Raw genomic sequence first — 16,228 nt, 5'->3', positions numbered from 1 at the left:
GCATCGGTACTGACTCAGTGGTGCGCCCCCTGCACCACTCCACCGTTACCATCCGGCAGTTCGATCTTCACGCTCTGCATCATGCCCTGGTCCTCATGGTCGAGGATGTGGCAATGCAGCACGAATTCGCCGATGTAGCGCTCGTAGCGGGTGCGCACGTACAACGTATAGACCCCTTCTCCCTTCGGAAATGTCTTGGGTTCAGAGCGGCTTTTCACGAACAGCGTGTCTTTCCACACACCTTTCAAGCCCGCGTATTCGTTGTCCGTGTCGGTTTTATCCACAGCCCCCGGCAGACTCAGGTCGGTGCCATCCGGGCCGATGATCCTGTCGATCTGGAACGGGTTCACATGGATATGGAACGGATGGCTGGCGAAAGCCGATTGCAGCTTCCACTGCTCCGCCGTGCCCAGTTGCAGATGACGGTTGACCACACCCGGCTTGAACGGCTCGGCATCCGCCAGGGTATTACCCACGGCAAACCTGGTGTTGTCAGGATCGGAGGTATCGATCAGGAACACCAATGTCTGGCCTTCGCCCTTGAGTTCGCTGTCGGCGATGTCCGCATGCGGGATGAACTTGTCCAGGCGCAGGTCCTTCTTCAGGTCGGCGACCACCGTGTCACGCACCTCGGCCGGCATCTGCCGTTCGGCGGCCGCGACCAGTACCCTGGTCAGGTGCGCCGTGGTGTCCGGGACCTTCTCGCCGGGGCCGACGTCGACGAAACCCAGCACCTGCCGACCACTGGCAGCCTGGTCGACGTTGCTCGCCTTGCTCGCCGCCTCATCGATCACGCAGTAGCGTCCCGACTCGGGAAAGGTCAGCAGCAAATCGTTGCGATAGCCCGGCTGCAGGGTCACCAGGTTGCGCGCCTGGGCCTGCTTCATGGTCAGGCCATCGGAGGCGATGACGTGGTACTCGACCGGCTTGCCCGTGCATTGCTGGCTGATGAACTGTTCGGCCTTCTCGGCACCGACCCCCAGGTCGCTGGTGGCCTTGGCGCTGTCTTCCATGCGCCGGAACTGCAGCTTGATGGTGTCGCGAATCCCCCCATGGACCAGCCGCCAACGCTCGACCTGCCCCGGCTTGGCACCGTCGAAGATCGGCTGCACCAGACCGTTGACGCTGGTGTAGCGACCGGATGGCCCCCAGGTGCCGAACTCCATCTGGTCGAATGACTCGACGACGCCGACTTCGCCCTTGTTGCAGGTCCAGTCGATGACCATCACGGCCTTGCCATCCTTGTCCTTGACGATATTGCCGTCCTTGTCCTTCTTCGGCTGGTAGCGGAAGTTGCCATCGGGCCCCTTGCACGCATACGGAATCTGCTGGAACACCAGCAGCCGCTCGGGAAACGCCTGGCCCTGGGCATCCTTGAGCAAGGTGTCGATATCGCCGTTGACGTCCTTGCCCGGCAGACGGTCGCCGTGAATGATCAACGCGCCGGCCATGCCGCTGGCGACCTGGAGGGCGGTGGAACCGTGGCGATGCGGGTGGTACCAGAAGGTGCCCGCCGGGTGGTCGGCAGGGATGTTGTACTCGTACTGGAACTTGACCCCGGGATTGATCGACAGCAGCACGTTGTCGCTGTTGCCAGCCGGGCTTACCCACAGGCCATGGGAATGCAGGTTGGTGCCGTTGAAGCAGTGTGGCTTGTCGGGGTTCTCCGGCGGCTGGGTGCAGCTCGGGTCCGGCTTCAACTGGTTGTCGAGGCTGATGCGCACCGTGTCGCCCGGCGTGACGTCGATGGTCGGCGCGATGAACGGCGCCGCCGGATCGACATCCGGACCGGTATAGCTGCGCAGCGACACCGGGACATTCTCGCCGGTCGCCGGGTTGAAGATGTGGTTGTCGGTGTACTGGATCGTCAGGTCCAGGCGCCGCTCGTGGCCGGCGTGCCCCTGGGCGGTGCTCGTTTCGAGGGTTTGGCTGCTCTTGAGCAGCAAGGTGCCGCTCTTGGGCTTGGGCGCTTCCTGCTGCAGCGCCGGCGGGTTGTTGAACAGCCGGGAAGGCTCCGTCGCCAGAGCCTGACCCGCCACCGCCAGGGCCATCAGGCCCAGCGCGCAGCGCGCCTTGTCGTTACGCAATCCTGTCATGGGTACTGCTCCTGCAAAGCAACCGGGAAGGTCAGGGGTCGGCACAGGAGTGATGATGAAACGCAGACGTGCGAAGTCCGTTTTCGATGGCAGCAATCCGTGCTGGCATAAAGCTAGCGCGTTATCGGCGCAGTGCAATGTTTATTGGGCTTTGACAGCGTTTTGGCCGGCAAAGCCAGTGGCAATCGGCGCGGGGAAACCGGCGAAGGCCTGGCGCAAGGCCTTGGCATATTCGCGGCTGCCGAGGGTCATGCTGTTGATATGGTTGCCGCCCTTGATCAGCAGCAGATGCTTGGGCTGTGCGGCTGCTTCATACAGCGTCTTGCTGAAGCGCGACGGAACGTAGGGGTCGTCGGTACCGTGAACGATCAGCACGGGAATGCCGATCTGGCTGATCTTGTCGATGGAGGCGAATTTCTCCGAGAGGATCCAGCGCACCGGCAACGAAGTCGGGATCGCCGCCCGGGCCGCGTCGCCGAGGTCGGTAAAGGTCGATTCGATGATCAGTCCGGCCGCCTTGGGCGACTGTTTGTCAGCGGCCAGGCGTTCGGCCAGCTCCACCGCCACCGCACCGCCGAGGGAATGGCCGTAGATGTAGCGTTTGCGGGCATCGGGCTGCAGTTGCACCAGGCGCTTCCAGGCATTGCCGGCGTCCTGGTAGACACTGCGCTCGGACGGCAAGCCGCCAGGGCTGTCGCCAAAACCGCGATAATCGATGGCCAGCACCGAGAAGCCCAGCTCGCGCAGTTGGGTGATCCGCCCGACCTGCGCCGTCAGGTTCCAGCGGGTACCGTGCAGGTAGAGGATGGTCGGCGCATCGGCGCGACTCGACGGCCACCACCAGGCATGCAGGTAGTCGCTGCCGGCCAACCCGTCGCTGACCGGGATCTGCATTTCCCGCACACCACCGGGCAGGCCATTGAACCAACCCGCGGTGCCCGGCTGGATATTGAACAGCAGCTCGCGCTCCTTGTAGGCCAGCCGCGAGCAGCCGTAGGGCAGGCCAACAGCAAGGAACATCGCCAGCAATCCCAGGGACAACCAGCGACGACGGGCGATAAGGGTTCTGACGGTCATGGCGCCCGGCTCTCAATCCTGGAAAAGCATCAACTCACAAGCCCCACAGATTACCCGCAACCGGCACAAACAAAAACGCCCCGAACCGGTCGGGGCGTCTGTTCAACCTGGGATCAGGTCGCTACAACGTTGTCGCGTCGATCAGAACACGTTGATCGGGTAGTCGACGAACACACGCACTTCGTTGCCGCTCACGTTGTATTCGCTGGACTTCTGCGACACGCGCAGGATCGAGCTGCGCAGCTTCACGCTGAGGTCTTTTGCCGGGCCGCTCTGGACCACGTACTTGACCTGGTTGAAGATTTCGCGCTCGGTACCACCGGTGCTGGTGGACGTGGTGATGTTGTCACCACGGACATAGGCCACGTTGTAGCTCAGGCCCGGTACGCCGAAGGCGCCGAAGTCCAGGCCGTAGCCCAGTTGCCAGGAACGCTCGTCCGCGGCGTTGAAGTCGGACCAGTAGGAGTTGGCCAGGTAGATGGAGTTGCCACCATCGCCCACGCGCCCCTGGCCACGCTGGTAGCCGCCGTACGGGTAGCCCAGCAGGCTGTCGCCGGTGCTGCGCTGGTGCGCCAGGGTAAAGGAGTGGGCACCCAGGGCGTAGGTGGCCGCCAGGCTCCAGATCTTGTTGTCGCGGCCATCGGCGTCGTGGTCGGCCGCGTAGTCCTTGTCCAGCTTGGTGCGGTAGCCGTTGAAGTCCAGGGTCAGGGACTGATCCTGGGCAACCGGGAACACGTAGTTCAGGTTCACGTACTGCTTCTTCAGCACGTCTTCGACATCGGAGGCGTACAGGGCCGCCTTGAAGTTGTCGGTGAACTGATAGCTGCCGCCCAGCACGTTGATGCTCTTCAGACCACCGCTGTCACGGCCTTCATCGCTCTTGCGCGATTCGGCGGTGAAACGACCGGCGTTCAGTTCCAGGCCCTTGATCTCCTTGGAGGTGATCAGGGTACCGGTGTAGCTTTCCGGCAGCAGGCGGCCGTTGTCATAGCTCAGCACCGGCAGGACCGGCATCTGGTCGCCGTAGGTCAGTACGGTGTTGGACAGACGGAATTTCACCGCGGCACCGGCCTTGGCGATATCACGCTCAGGCGAGCCGTTGTTGTCCTTGGCGAAGAAGTCGATGCCCTGCGCACCGGTGGTGCCCTTGCCACCGTCCAGACGCACGCCGTACAGGCCGAAGGCGTCAACGCCGACACCCACGGTGCCCTGAGTGAAACCGGACTTGAAGGTGCCGATGGCCGCCTGGCCCCACTCGGCCTTGTCCTTGTTGCCATCCTTGTAGTCGCGGTTGATGTAGGCGTTGCGCAGCAACACGTTCAGGTGGCTGTCTTCGACGAAACCCTTGGCGTCCGATTGATCGCTTGCCATGGCCTGAGTGGCGCTGAGGATGCCCAGTGCGAGCAGACCGATCCGTTTGTTCAACATGTTGTTTTCCTTATTGCTGGATGAAACGCCCTGCAGCTCCCGAGCTGAACCTGTGTGTTGGTATTTTCAGACAGAAAAAAGAAGGCCCGCCTGCAGGTGAATGCAGCGGGCCTCTTATTATTTTGGGTATATGGCTTATAGCCACAGGCGTGTCGCGAATCCTATCTGCGACACGACTAAAGTGTCAATTTCGTGAATCCTCGGCAATTAGACAAGAATTTTTGGTCAACCTCGAAAAATGGCATATCAGCCAACGCCACGACAGTCTTGCGATAACGACAAGAGCGACTCAACCGGCGCAACCCTCCAGCCCGCAGGCCGGGCCTGATGGTACACCTGCGGGCAGCCCGGTCGACTCACGCAACCACTGGGCGAACACCTCGGGCCGGCCCAGGTAGGGGCCGATGTCGACCAGGCTGAAGCGACCATCACGCTCCAGCACCACGGTCGGAAAACCCTGCCCGCCAACGCGCGACAGCAGTGCCCGGCTGTTCTTGAAGTGCTCGGCCACCACCGCGCCGCCGTTGCGCTCGAATGCCGCCAGGAAAGCCTGCGGCTCCAGGCCCAGCTCGGTCGCCAGCTCCAGCAGCACGTCGGCGTCGGCGATGCGTCGTCCCTCCAGGTAATGCGCCGTCTGCAACCTGCCAAGCAACTCAAGCCCACGTCCGGCCAATTCTTCGGCGGCCAGCACGGCACTGGTCGGCGGTGCGGAATCGAATACCGCCGAGCGGTCCCGCAACAGCCCCTCGAAATAAGCCTGACCGAACGGCTGGCCGGTGTACTCGGCAATGCGCCGGTCATGGGGCATGACGTAGTCACGCAGGCTGGGGCTGACGAACTGACGACTGTTGCCGGCCATCATGCCGCCGCCATGCAGGGTCACCGGCAGTACCTGGCTGGCGGCCTGCACCAGCGGCTTGGCGCCATAGCACCAGCCGCACAGGGGATCATAGATGTAATGAAGGGTGACGGGAGCGGTCATGGCGGTCTCCAGGAAACTCATCAGCAGGCAATGTCCACAGGTTAGCGCCGGACAGCTGTTCGAAAAACGCCGATATGGCGGCTGGTTTGTTGCGTGAATCGGTCATATCCCCGGCCATGTAACAGCGAAGACATATTTGGATACACACCAGCCAAGGCGCGCTATTGGTAATAGTTATCAATTAGTAATAATACTCGATAACATTAACGCTCTTTCCCAACCCCTGCACCTTCACGGATACATCCCCGTCATGCCTGCCCCTTATCGCCTGGCGCCCGTTACCTTCGGGCTTTGCGTTCTGCTGTCCGCCGGATTCACCAACGCCACCACCACTCTGCCGGAACTGTCGATCAGCGCCGATGCCGACCCGGACGACCCACGCGTCACGGATGTCAGCACCGCGACCCGCACGGCCACGCCGGTGCGTTACGTTCCCCAGGCCATCGACTCGGTGAAGACCGCGAATGTGCTCGACTATGGCACCAACGACCTGGGCAAGGCGCTGAGCGGCATTCCCAACGTCAGCAGCGGCGCGGACACCCGTTTCGACAGCTTGCGGATCCGCGGTTTCGACGCCAGCAACGACTTCTACCTGGACGGCATCCGCGACGACAGCCAGTACGTACGCGACCTGCACAACATCGAGCGCATCGAGGTGCTCAAGGGGCCCGCCGCAGTCCTCTACGGCCGTGGCAGCCAGGGCGGGATCGTCAACCGGGTGAGCAAGCTGCCGCAGTTCGGCCGCCGCTCCACGGTCGAGGTGCAGGGTGGCAGCGACGACCTGCGCAGCCTCTACGCCGACCTCAGCGCCGACCCGACGCAGGACCTCAGCCTGCGCCTGAACCTGGGCAACCAGGACAGCAACAGCTTCCGTGACGGCGTCAGCGGCAACCGCCAATTGTTCGCCCCGTCGATGAGCTGGCAACTGACCCCGCAGTTGAACTGGCTGGTGCAGTACGAATACAGCCGCTACAACCGCACGCCGGATCGCGGCATCCCGGGGATCAACGGTCGCCCGGCCGATGTCGGCCGCGACATCAGCTATGGCGACCCACGAGACTACATCGACGACAAGGCGCAATCGCTGCGTTCGAAGCTCACCTACGCCCTGAACGACAACTGGCAACTGCGCCATACCCTCGGGCTGTTCAAGCTCGACAGCGACTTCGACAACACCTATCTGACGGGGTACACCCCCGCGACCCGCCGGGTCACCCGCCAGCGCTGGCAGCAGGACCTCAACACCCGCAATCTCTACAACAACCTGGAAACCGAAGGCAGCTTCGACACCTTCGGTCTCGAACACCGCCTGCTGACCGGCCTGGAACTGGGCAGCCAGCGCCGAGATCCGAAGCTCTACACCTCGCTCGCCGCCAACCGTGGTGGCCAGGCGGTGCCGGCGCTCGACCTGTTCAACCCGAACCACAACCTGAGCCACACCGGCCCCATGGTGCCCTCCAGCAACAACCACACCGAAGTCCAAAGCCGTGCTCTCTACGTCCAGGACCAACTGCGCCTGAACGACCAGTGGCAACTGCTCGCCGGTCTGCGCCACGACCGCTTCGAGGTCGAAACCACCAACAACCTGACCAACGTCAGAGACAGCCGCGACAGCCACAGCACCAGCCCGCGCCTGGGCGTGGTCTGGACGCCGGTGCAGGATCATTCGTTCTACGCGTCCTGGAGCAAGAGCTTCTCGCCGGTGGGCGGCGGCCTGATCGGCATCACCCCGAATGCCGCCGGCAACGGCAACGACCTGAGCCCCGAGTTGACCCGCCAGAAGGAAGTCGGGGTGAAAAGCGACTGGCTCGGCGAAAACCTGAGCACCACCCTGGCCGTGTATGAACTGGAACTCTACAACCGCCGCACCAGCGACCCGCTGAACCCCGGGATCACTCTGCTCAGCGGCCTGCAGCGCTCGCGCGGCGTCGAGCTGACCGGCACCGGCCGGATCGTCGGCAACTGGTACCTGCGCGGCGGCCTCGGCATCCAGGACGCCACCATCGTCAAGGACAACAACGGCTTCGAAGGCAAGCGCGTCGGCAACGTCGCCAAGCGCAACGGCAGCCTGTTCCTGACCTGGAAACCGGAAATGGGCTGGTACGCCGAAACCGGCCTGACCCTGGTCGGCGACCGTTACGCCGACAACGCCAACACCGTGATCCTGCCGGGCTACGGCACCTGGGATGCGCTGGCCGGGTTCCGCACCCGCGACTGGGACCTGCGCGCCACCTTGAGCAACATCAGCGACCGCACCTACTACACCTCGGCCACCAGCGCCTTCCAGATCCAGCCGGGAGCCCCGCGCAATCTGGTCGTCACCGGTACCTACAGTTTTTAAGGCCCATGAAAAACGCCGCTGTCCGGATCGCTCCGGGCAGCGGCGTTTTCATTCAAATCCATTTAACCCTGCAAAACCCCCAACAATGCCTCCAGTTCAGCTTCGCTGAACAGGCCCGCGGGGTAGCGGTCGATAATCATTCGACGAGGATCCTGAGCACGGGTTGCACGCGTTCCATTGCTTTTCAACCACTGAGCCAGAATTTGAAGCGACTCGCTCGTCACCGACAGGGGATGCGAAACTCGCTCGCTGGCTACGTTCATCTCGGCGCTCTCCTGGTTCATGAGCGGCTAAGTTACTCAAGGTTTATGACAAAACATCGCAGCCCGAAGACGGCTCCGTCTGTATGCCAGGCAGATACAAGAGCTATGCCAAAATGCCACTTCTGTACGCCAGCGCCCATAAAAAAACCCGCGCCCCATAAGGGCCGCGGGTTTGATGAAGAAAAATTTACAATGATGCAAAAGTGCCACTATTTGGCAGGGTGACACCCGATGTTACAGCCTCACTCACCCCTGGTGCGGCGCAGGCTGCTGTTGGGTAAGGCAATGGATATTGCCACCGCCCAGTAACAACTCCCGCCCCGGCACCATCACCACCTCATGCTGCGGGAACAGTGTCTGCAGGATCTCCCGGGCGATGGCGTCCTTCGGATCGTCGAAGCTCGGCGCGATGATCCCGCCGTTGACGATCAGGAAGTTCACATAGGAACCGGCCAGACGCACCGAAGGGCTGCGTTCCTGGCTGCCGGCCACGGCATCGATACCGGCACATTCTTCCTCGGTGGCGTAGAGCGGCCCCGGAATCGGCATTTTGTGCACCACGAAGGCGCGGCCCTTGGCATCACGGGCACTTTCCAGCACCTTCATCGCTGCCTGGCAGCGCGGGTAGTTCGGATCCTGCGGATCGTCGGTCCAAGCCAGCAGCACCTCGCCAGGACGCACGTAGCAGCAGAAGTTATCCACATGGCCATCGGTTTCATCGTTGAACAGGCCGTCCGGCAGCCAGATCACCTTTTCCACCGCCAGGTGCTCGCCAAGAACCTTCTCGATCTCCTCGCGGCTCAGGTGCGGGTTGCGGTTGCGATTGAGCAGACATTCCTCGGTGGTGATCACCGTGCCCTCGCCATCGACATGGATCGAACCGCCTTCGAGCACGAAGCCTTCGGTACGGTATTCCTGGCAGCGCTCGATTTCGAGAATCTTGCCGCCCACCTGTTCGTCGCGGTTCCACGGGAAGTACAGGCCACCGTCGAAACCACCCCAGGCGTTGAAGCCCCAGTGCACGCCACGGACTTCGCCCTGGTGGTTGATGACGAAGGTCGGCCCGCTGTCGCGAACCCAGGCGTCGTCGCTGGACATCTCCACCAGGCGAATGTTCGGCACATCCAGGCGCGCCCGGGCATTTTCATACTGGCCGGCGGATACCGCGACCGTCACCGGCTCGAACCGGGCGATGGCCTTGGCCACTGCCGCATGGGCCGCCTGCGCCGGCTTGCCGCCCAGGCGCCAGTTGTCCGGGCGCTCGGGCCAGATCATCCAGACCTGGGTCTGGGGGGCCCATTCGGCAGGCATGTGGAAGCCGTCGGCGCGAGGGGTGCTGTGCAGGATACTCATGGGGATCAGGACTCCAGTGAACCGTCGAGGGTGTTCAACGTAGGTAATGCCGACTTTATAGCCGATAAAAATCGGCTTTTAAAGCTAATAAATTATTACTCGCTCTCATATAGACATAATTTACCGATAACAATCGGCTTTATATTTCAAAGCCCCTCGTCCAGTACCTTCGACAGCATGTCGACGAAGAAGTCCACGCTACGGCGCGTGGTACACATCGGCGGCTTGATCTTGAGGATGTTCAGATGATCGCCGGTCGGCTGCATGAAGATCCCCAGCTCGCGCAAGCGGTCGCATAACAGCGCGGTTTCCTCGGTTGCAGGCTCCAGGGTCTCGCGATTGCGGATCAACTCCGCTCCCAGGTAGAAACCGGAACCATGCACCGCCCCCACCAATGGATGACGATCGATCAAGGCTTCCAGCCGCTCCTTGAAGTAGCTGCCGACGACCTGGGCATTCTCCCAGAGCTTTTCCTCGGCCATCACGTCCAGCACGGCCATGCCGATCCGGCAACTGACCGGGCTGCCGCCCGACGACGAGAAGAAGTAGCCCTCGGCCTCCAGCGCCTCGGCGATCTCCCGCCGGGTGATCACCGCACCCAGCGGCTGGCCGTTGCCCATGCCCTTGGCCATGGTGATGATGTCCGGCACCACGCCCTGCTCCTCGAAGCCCCAGAAGAACTTGCCCATGCGCCCGTAGCCGACCTGCACCTCGTCGGCGATGCACACGCCGCCCCGGGCCCGTACCAGCGCATAGACCTGTTGCAGGTAGCCCGGCGGCAGCGCGATGCCGCCGGCATTGCCATACACCGGCTCGCAGATGAACCCCGCCAACTGGCGGTTCTGCCCGGCCAGCTTGGCCAGTTGCTGTTCGACGCTACGCACGTAGTCCGGCGTGCTGTCACTGCCGCGGAACGCCCCACGATAGGTATTGGGTGCCGTCACCGGGTGTACCCAGTCCGGGCGGCTCTCCAGCGCCTGGGGGTTGTCGGCAATGGAGGTCGAGACCGCGTCGGCCGCCACCGACCAGCCGTGATAGGCCTCCAGCACGCTGAGCATGTCGCGCCCACCGCTGTAGGCCCAGGCCAGGCGGATCGCCAGGTCGTTGGCCTCGGTCCCGCTGTTGACCAGGAACACCCGGTCCATGGAGTCCGGCGCCAGGGCCAGCAGCCGCTCGGAAAACTCGGTCACCGCGGCGTAGTGGAACCGCGAGTTGGTGTTGAGCAGCGACCACTGGCGCGCCGCCTCGGCAGCCATCCGCGGATGACCGTGGCCGAGCACCGCGACGTTATTGAGCATGTCCAGGTAGGAGCGGCCCTGCATGTCGATCAGGTGGTTGCGCCAGCCACGCTCGATACGTGGCGGATCGACGTAATAGTGTTTCTGCGTGCGGGCAAAGCTGGCGTCACGCCGGGCCAGCAGTTCAGCCGCGTCCAGTTCCGGCTCGGCATCGCAGGCAAGTCCCAGCAACGCCGCCGGCGAGGGGCAGAGCGCCTGCCAGGCGGCAGCGCGCGATGGCGTGCAGAACAGCGGCGCTTCCAGCTCGGCATGCCGGCACAACTGAACGCGCAACGCCGCTCCCGCCTCTCCCAGCACCTGCCCCTTGACCACGGCCGCTCCCGGCCTGAGAGACGCCTCCAGCCCCCACAGCCGCAGGCTCAGTGGCTTGCCCACCAATTGCAGCACACCCTCCTCCAGGGTCTGCAGGGTACCGGCGAACGGCGCTTCCACCGTCGTTCCGGCCGGGACCCGCAAGTCGACATGCAACGGGCAGGTATCCGGTTCTACCGCACTGTCGGGACGCGTGCGCGACAGGCGGTACTGCCCGTAGCGGCTGGCCGCCAGGCCGTGCAACGTCGCGGCCTCGGCCAGCAGGCGCTGGTCGGCGCCTTCCTGCTCCCAGTTGCCGGCCTCGAAATGCGGGCTGAGCACGCCCAGGTCGATCAACGCGAACTCCCGCCCGACCAGCCCCGGCAACAGCGGCGCAAAGCCTTCGCTGGCGACCGGTTCCAGGGGCTGCCCGACGGCGGTGAGAATTGCCGCTTCCATCAATTCGAACGGCACCGAGGTCGCCACCTCGAAAATCTCCCACTCATGAGCCAGGTTGTCGCGGCTGTAGCGGTTGTCCGGGTCGATACTGACCTGCTGCTCGCCACTGAGCACCAATACGGCGGCCCGGGCAACGATCAGCGGCCACAGTGCCAGCCACTCCTCCCGTTGCAGCGGGTTGACCGCATGATAGGCCTGGATCGCCGGCAGGATCACAAAAGGGTCGTCCGCGGCATGATGCAGCAGCGCCGCGCAGGTCACCGACAGATCGGCGATCCGCCAGGTGCGGCTCAGGTCGCCGAAGTCGATCACGCCCTGCAATTGCCAATGGCGCTGCGCATCACGGCGCCAGACCACATTGTCATCGGTGATATCCAGGTGGACGGCCTGTACCGGCAGCTTGTCCACCAGCGGTTGCAGACGGCGCGCGGCCTGGGCCGCGGCCTCGCGGATGACCGCCTGCTGCTGCGGGTCGCGAATCACCGGCAGCAGGTGCCCGATCAGCGCCCCGGCGTGCCGTGGGTCCCACTGCAGGGTGCGCTCCAGGCCAGGGTGCTGGAAGTCCGCCAGCGCCCGGTCCATCTCGCCGCACAGGCGTCCCAGGCCGACCACCAGTTCGCGGCCGAGGTGCTTGAGATGGGTCAGCGACTGGCCTTCGATGTACTCCAGCAGCCGTACATGCAGCGGCTGACCGGCCAGCTCGAGGGTCAGCAGGTCCTGGCCATTGTTCGCCGCGATCACCCGCGGTACCCGCAGGCCGTCGCGGCCGGCCAGGTGCCCGAGCCCGGCGTGCTGAGCCTGCAATTCAAGGCTGGCGTAGTCGCCATGGCAGATTTTCAGAACGAACCGACCCTTGTCACTGTCGACCCTGTAATTGAGGTCCTGCTGGCTGCCCAGCGCCTGCAGGGTTCCAGAGAGTCCGTAATGCTCCTCGAGCAGTTGCAGCGCCGAAGACATCGAGACATTCGGGCTCGGCAGACTGGCACGGCGGATCAACGTGGCGAGCAACATGTAACGACTCCCTGAAGTTTTTATCGGGTGTCTATATCGCCATCGGCGCCGTCAATACGCAAGTGCGAAGTAAAGTAGGAAGAGTCCGCACCGATACAGGAGCAATCGCACTTGCACCGTTGCCTCCCTCCCCACAAGCTATGCTGCATCAACTGAATGTCCGTCTAAGGAAAAGGCACACCGACATGCGTATTCTAGTCACCGGCGGCGCCGGCTTTATCGGTTCCGCCCTGATTCGGCACCTGATCCGCAACACCGAGCATGAAGTGCTCAACCTCGACAAGCTGACCTACGCCGGCAACCTCGAGTCGCTGACCAGCATCGCGACCGATACCCGCTACGAGTTCGTCCAGGCCGATATCGTCGACCAGGCTACCGTCAGCGCGGTGCTGGCCCGCTTTGAGCCCCACGCGATCATGCACCTGGCCGCCGAGTCCCATGTCGACCGCTCCATCGACGGCCCGTCGGACTTCATCCAGACCAATATCGTCGGCACCTACAGCCTGCTGGAAGCCGCCCGCGGCTACTGGTCGAAGCTCGCCGAGCCGCAAAAAAGCGCCTTTCGCTTCCACCACATCTCCACCGACGAAGTGTACGGCGACCTGCATGGCGTCGATGACCTGTTCACCGAGACCACCCCGTACGCCCCCAGCTCGCCCTACTCGGCGAGCAAGGCGGCGTCCGACCACCTGGTCCGCGCCTGGCATCGCACCTACGGCCTGCCGGTGCTGCTGACCAACTGCTCGAACAACTACGGGCCGTTCCACTTCCCGGAAAAGCTGATTCCGCTGGTGATCCTCAATGCCCTGGCCGGCAAGCCGCTGCCGGTCTATGGCGACGGCCAGCAGGTCCGCGACTGGCTGTTCGTCGAGGACCACGCCCGCGCCCTGTTCAAGGTGGTGACCGATGGCGTGGTCGGCGAGACCTACAATATCGGTGGCCATAACGAGCAGAAGAATATCGACGTGGTGCGTGGTATCTGCGCCCTGCTGGAGGAACTGGCGCCAGCCCGCCCGGCCGGTGTGGCGCGGTACGCTGACCTGATCACCTTCGTCAAGGACCGCCCGGGCCACGACCTGCGCTACGCCATCGACGCCGGCAAGATCGAACGCGAACTGGGCTGGACCCCGGAAGAAACCTTCGAAAGCGGTCTGCGCAAGACCGTGCAGTGGTACCTGGAGAACCTGGAATGGTGCCGCCGGGTACAGGACGGCAGCTACCAGGGCGAACGCCTGGGCTCCCTCGACCACAAGGAATTGTTGGCATGATGAAAGGTATCGTACTGGCCGGTGGCTCCGGCACCCGCCTGCACCCGATCACCCTCGGGGTATCCAAGCAACTGCTGCCGATCTACGACAAGCCGATGATCTACTACCCGATCTCGGTGCTGATGCTGGCCGGCATTCGCGACATCCTGATCATTTCCACCCCGCAGGACCTGCCGCAGTACCGCAACCTGCTGGGTGACGGCAGCCAGTTCGGCGTGCACTTCAGCTATGCCGAGCAGCCGTCGCCGGACGGCCTGGCCCAGGCGTTCCTGATCGGTGAGGCATTCATCGGCAAGGATCCGGTGTGCCTGATCCTCGGCGACAATATCTTCCACGGACAGTCCTTCAGCACGCAGTTGCAAAGGGCCTCACGTCAGCCGGCAGGCGCAACGGTGTTCGGCTACTGGGTCAAGGACCCGGAGCGTTTCGGTGTCATCGACTTCGACGACGAAGGTCGTGCCCTGTCCATCGAGGAAAAACCGGCCAGGCCGAAATCCAGCTACGCGGTCACCGGCCTGTACTTCTACGACAACGATGTCATCGAAATCGCCAAGGCGGTCAAGCCGTCGCCACGCGGCGAACTGGAAATCACCGACGTCAACAATGCCTACCTCAAGCGTGGCGACCTGCGGGTCGAGCGCTTTGGCCGCGGCTTTGCCTGGCTCGATACCGGCACCCATGACAGCCTGCTGGAGGCTTCGCAGTACGTGCAGACCATCGAGCATCGCCAGGGCCTGAAAGTCGCCTGCCTGGAAGAAATCGCCTACCAGAATGGCTGGATCGACCGCGAACACCTGCTCGAACGCGCCCGGTACTTTGGCAAGACCGGTTATGGACAGTACCTGTTCACCCTCGCCGGAGAGGAACAGCAATGAAGGCAACTCCGACACGCCTGCCCGGTGTGGTGATCCTTGAACCCAAGGTCTTCGGCGACGAGCGCGGCTACTTTTACGAGAGCTTCAACGCGCGGGCCTTTCAGGAAGCCACGGGGCTGAACCCGAATTTCGTCCAGGATAACCATTCGCGCTCCCAGAAAGGGGTGCTGCGCGGCCTGCACTATCAGATGCAGAACACCCAGGGCAAACTGGTACGGGTGATCGCCGGCGAAGTGCTCGACGTGGCCGTCGACATCCGCCGCAGCTCGGCGCATTTCGGCCAGTGGGTCGGCGTGCGCCTGTCCGGCGAAAACCATCGCCAGCTGTGGGTGCCCGAAGGCTTCGCCCACGGCTTCGTGGTCCTCAGCGACTACGCCGAATTCCTCTACAAGACCACCGACTACTACACCCCCAGCGCCGAACGCACCATCCGCTGGGACGACCCGACCCTGGCCATCGACTGGGAATTCGAAGGGGTTCCACAGCTCTCGGCCAAGGATCAGAACGGTAAACCCCTGCACGAGGCCGATCTGTTCGAATGAGCACCTCTCCCCTGAAAATCCTCATCAGCGGCCAGCATGGCCAGGTCTCCCGCGAGCTGCAGAAACGTCTTGGCGACCTCGGCCAACTGGTGGTGCTCGGACGCGACCAGCTCGACCTGGCCCACCCCGAGCAGATTCGCCAGCAGGTCCGCGCCCACCGCCCGGGCCTGATCATCAACGCCGCGGCCCATACCGCCGTCGACCAGGCCGAGTCCGAGCCGGACCTGGCCTTCGCGATCAACGCCACGGCACCGGGCGTGCTCGCCCAGGAAGCCGCCGACCTCGGCGTACCGCTGATTCACTACTCCACCGACTACGTGTTCGACGGCAGCAAGGCCGAGCCCTACACCGAGGACGATGAGACCAACCCGCTGAGCGTCTACGGCCGCAGCAAGCTGACCGGCGAGCGGGCCATCGCCGCAGCCCAGGGCCAGCACCTGATCCTGCGCACCAGTTGGGTCTACTCCAGCCACGGGCGCAACTTCCTGCTGACCATGCAGCGGCTGCTGCAGGAGAAACCGGAACTGCGCATCGTCGCCGACCAGGTTGGGGCACCGACCTGGGCCGGGACCATCGCCAACAGCACCCGCGCCCTGATCGAACGCTGGCAGGCCGGCCAGGCCGGCGCCTGGGGCACCTACCACCTGACCGCCAGCGGTGAAACCTCCTGGTTCGGTTTCGCCCAGGCAATCGGCGAACAGCTGCTGGCCCTGAACAAGCCGTGCGCGATCCTCGAGGCCATCCCGTCGAGCGCCTACCCGACGCCGGCCACCCGCCCGCTGAACTCGCGCCTGGACTGCAGCCGCCTGTTGCGCGAATGGCAGGTGAGCCAGCCGGATTGGCATACGGCATTGCGCGAGTGCCTTGCCGAACAGGGCTGAGGCCGGCGAAACGTCATTTATTGATTGCGCGCCCTCCCCCATAATGCGTCGGACTCCACCGGC

At 63.5% G+C, this 16,228-nt stretch carries 12 protein-coding genes; 5 read left to right on the top strand and 7 right to left on the bottom strand.

Going from position 1 to position 16,228, the window contains the following annotated elements; translation table 11 throughout:
- Positions 1-14: 14 nt before the first annotated feature.
- From ACMGT0_RS02490 to ACMGT0_RS02475, 4 genes are all read right to left on the bottom strand, one after another.
- The gene (locus ACMGT0_RS02490) at positions 15-2,096 is read right to left on the bottom strand and encodes a multicopper oxidase family protein (RefSeq protein ID WP_416771364.1); all 2,082 of its coding nucleotides are present in this window, start codon (positions 2,094-2,096) and stop codon (positions 15-17) included.
- Positions 2,097-2,237: 141 nt separating this feature from the next.
- Positions 2,238-3,173, bottom strand: coding sequence for an alpha/beta hydrolase (locus ACMGT0_RS02485; protein WP_054060171.1), 936 nt, complete (start codon positions 3,171-3,173; stop codon positions 2,238-2,240).
- 141 nt (positions 3,174-3,314) lie between these two features.
- Positions 3,315-4,601: an OprD family porin gene (locus tag ACMGT0_RS02480; RefSeq protein WP_054060170.1), complete on the bottom strand. Its 1,287-nt coding sequence runs from the start codon at positions 4,599-4,601 to the stop codon at positions 3,315-3,317.
- 289 nt (positions 4,602-4,890) lie between these two features.
- Complete coding sequence (locus ACMGT0_RS02475; protein ID WP_416771361.1) at positions 4,891-5,583, bottom strand: DsbA family protein; 693 nt, start codon at positions 5,581-5,583, stop codon at positions 4,891-4,893.
- A 250-nt stretch (positions 5,584-5,833) separates the two neighbouring features.
- Between ACMGT0_RS02475 and ACMGT0_RS02470 the strand changes: the two genes are divergently transcribed.
- On the top strand, positions 5,834-7,924 hold the full coding sequence (locus ACMGT0_RS02470; RefSeq protein WP_416771359.1) for a TonB-dependent receptor: 2,091 nt from the start codon (positions 5,834-5,836) through the stop codon (positions 7,922-7,924).
- A 62-nt stretch (positions 7,925-7,986) separates the two neighbouring features.
- Here the strand turns inward: ACMGT0_RS02470 and ACMGT0_RS02465 are convergent, their stop codons facing one another.
- The 3 genes from ACMGT0_RS02465 to ACMGT0_RS02455 form a co-directional block, all read right to left on the bottom strand.
- Positions 7,987-8,187 carry a hypothetical protein gene (locus ACMGT0_RS02465; RefSeq protein WP_054060176.1) on the bottom strand — a complete coding sequence of 67 codons (201 nt, stop codon included), beginning with the start codon at positions 8,185-8,187 and terminating at the stop codon, positions 7,987-7,989.
- A gap of 246 nt (positions 8,188-8,433) precedes the next feature.
- On the bottom strand, positions 8,434-9,540 hold the full coding sequence (aguA, locus tag ACMGT0_RS02460) for an agmatine deiminase (protein WP_273822745.1): 1,107 nt from the start codon (positions 9,538-9,540) through the stop codon (positions 8,434-8,436).
- 146 nt (positions 9,541-9,686) lie between these two features.
- Positions 9,687-12,599, bottom strand: a complete 2,913-nt coding sequence (locus tag ACMGT0_RS02455; protein WP_416771357.1) for an aminotransferase — start codon at positions 12,597-12,599, stop codon at positions 9,687-9,689.
- A gap of 185 nt (positions 12,600-12,784) precedes the next feature.
- Between ACMGT0_RS02455 and rfbB the strand changes: the two genes are divergently transcribed.
- Genes rfbB through rfbD form a run of 4 tightly spaced genes read left to right on the top strand, consistent with a single transcriptional unit; the run spans position 12,785 to position 16,165 of the window.
- The gene (gene rfbB, locus ACMGT0_RS02450; protein ID WP_054056349.1) at positions 12,785-13,867 is read left to right on the top strand and encodes a dTDP-glucose 4,6-dehydratase; all 1,083 of its coding nucleotides are present in this window, start codon (positions 12,785-12,787) and stop codon (positions 13,865-13,867) included.
- Entirely contained in the window at positions 13,864-14,742 is an 879-nt protein-coding gene (gene rfbA / locus ACMGT0_RS02445) for a glucose-1-phosphate thymidylyltransferase RfbA (protein ID WP_416771354.1), read from the top strand. Before rfbB ends, rfbA begins: the two co-directional genes overlap by 4 nt.
- Positions 14,739-15,284, top strand: coding sequence for a dTDP-4-dehydrorhamnose 3,5-epimerase (gene rfbC / locus ACMGT0_RS02440; protein WP_416771353.1), 546 nt, complete (start codon positions 14,739-14,741; stop codon positions 15,282-15,284). The genes rfbA and rfbC overlap by 4 nt, the downstream gene beginning before the upstream one ends.
- Positions 15,281-16,165, top strand: coding sequence for a dTDP-4-dehydrorhamnose reductase (rfbD, locus tag ACMGT0_RS02435; protein WP_416771351.1), 885 nt, complete (start codon positions 15,281-15,283; stop codon positions 16,163-16,165). The genes rfbC and rfbD overlap by 4 nt, the downstream gene beginning before the upstream one ends.
- Positions 16,166-16,228: the final 63 nt, after the last annotated feature.

Source organism: Pseudomonas sp. RHF3.3-3, from assembly GCF_048069595.1.
Lineage (GTDB): Bacteria > Pseudomonadota > Gammaproteobacteria > Pseudomonadales > Pseudomonadaceae > Aquipseudomonas > Aquipseudomonas fuscovaginae_B.
Note: the sequence above shows the minus strand (reverse complement) of the source record. Positions and strands in the feature narration are given on the sequence as shown.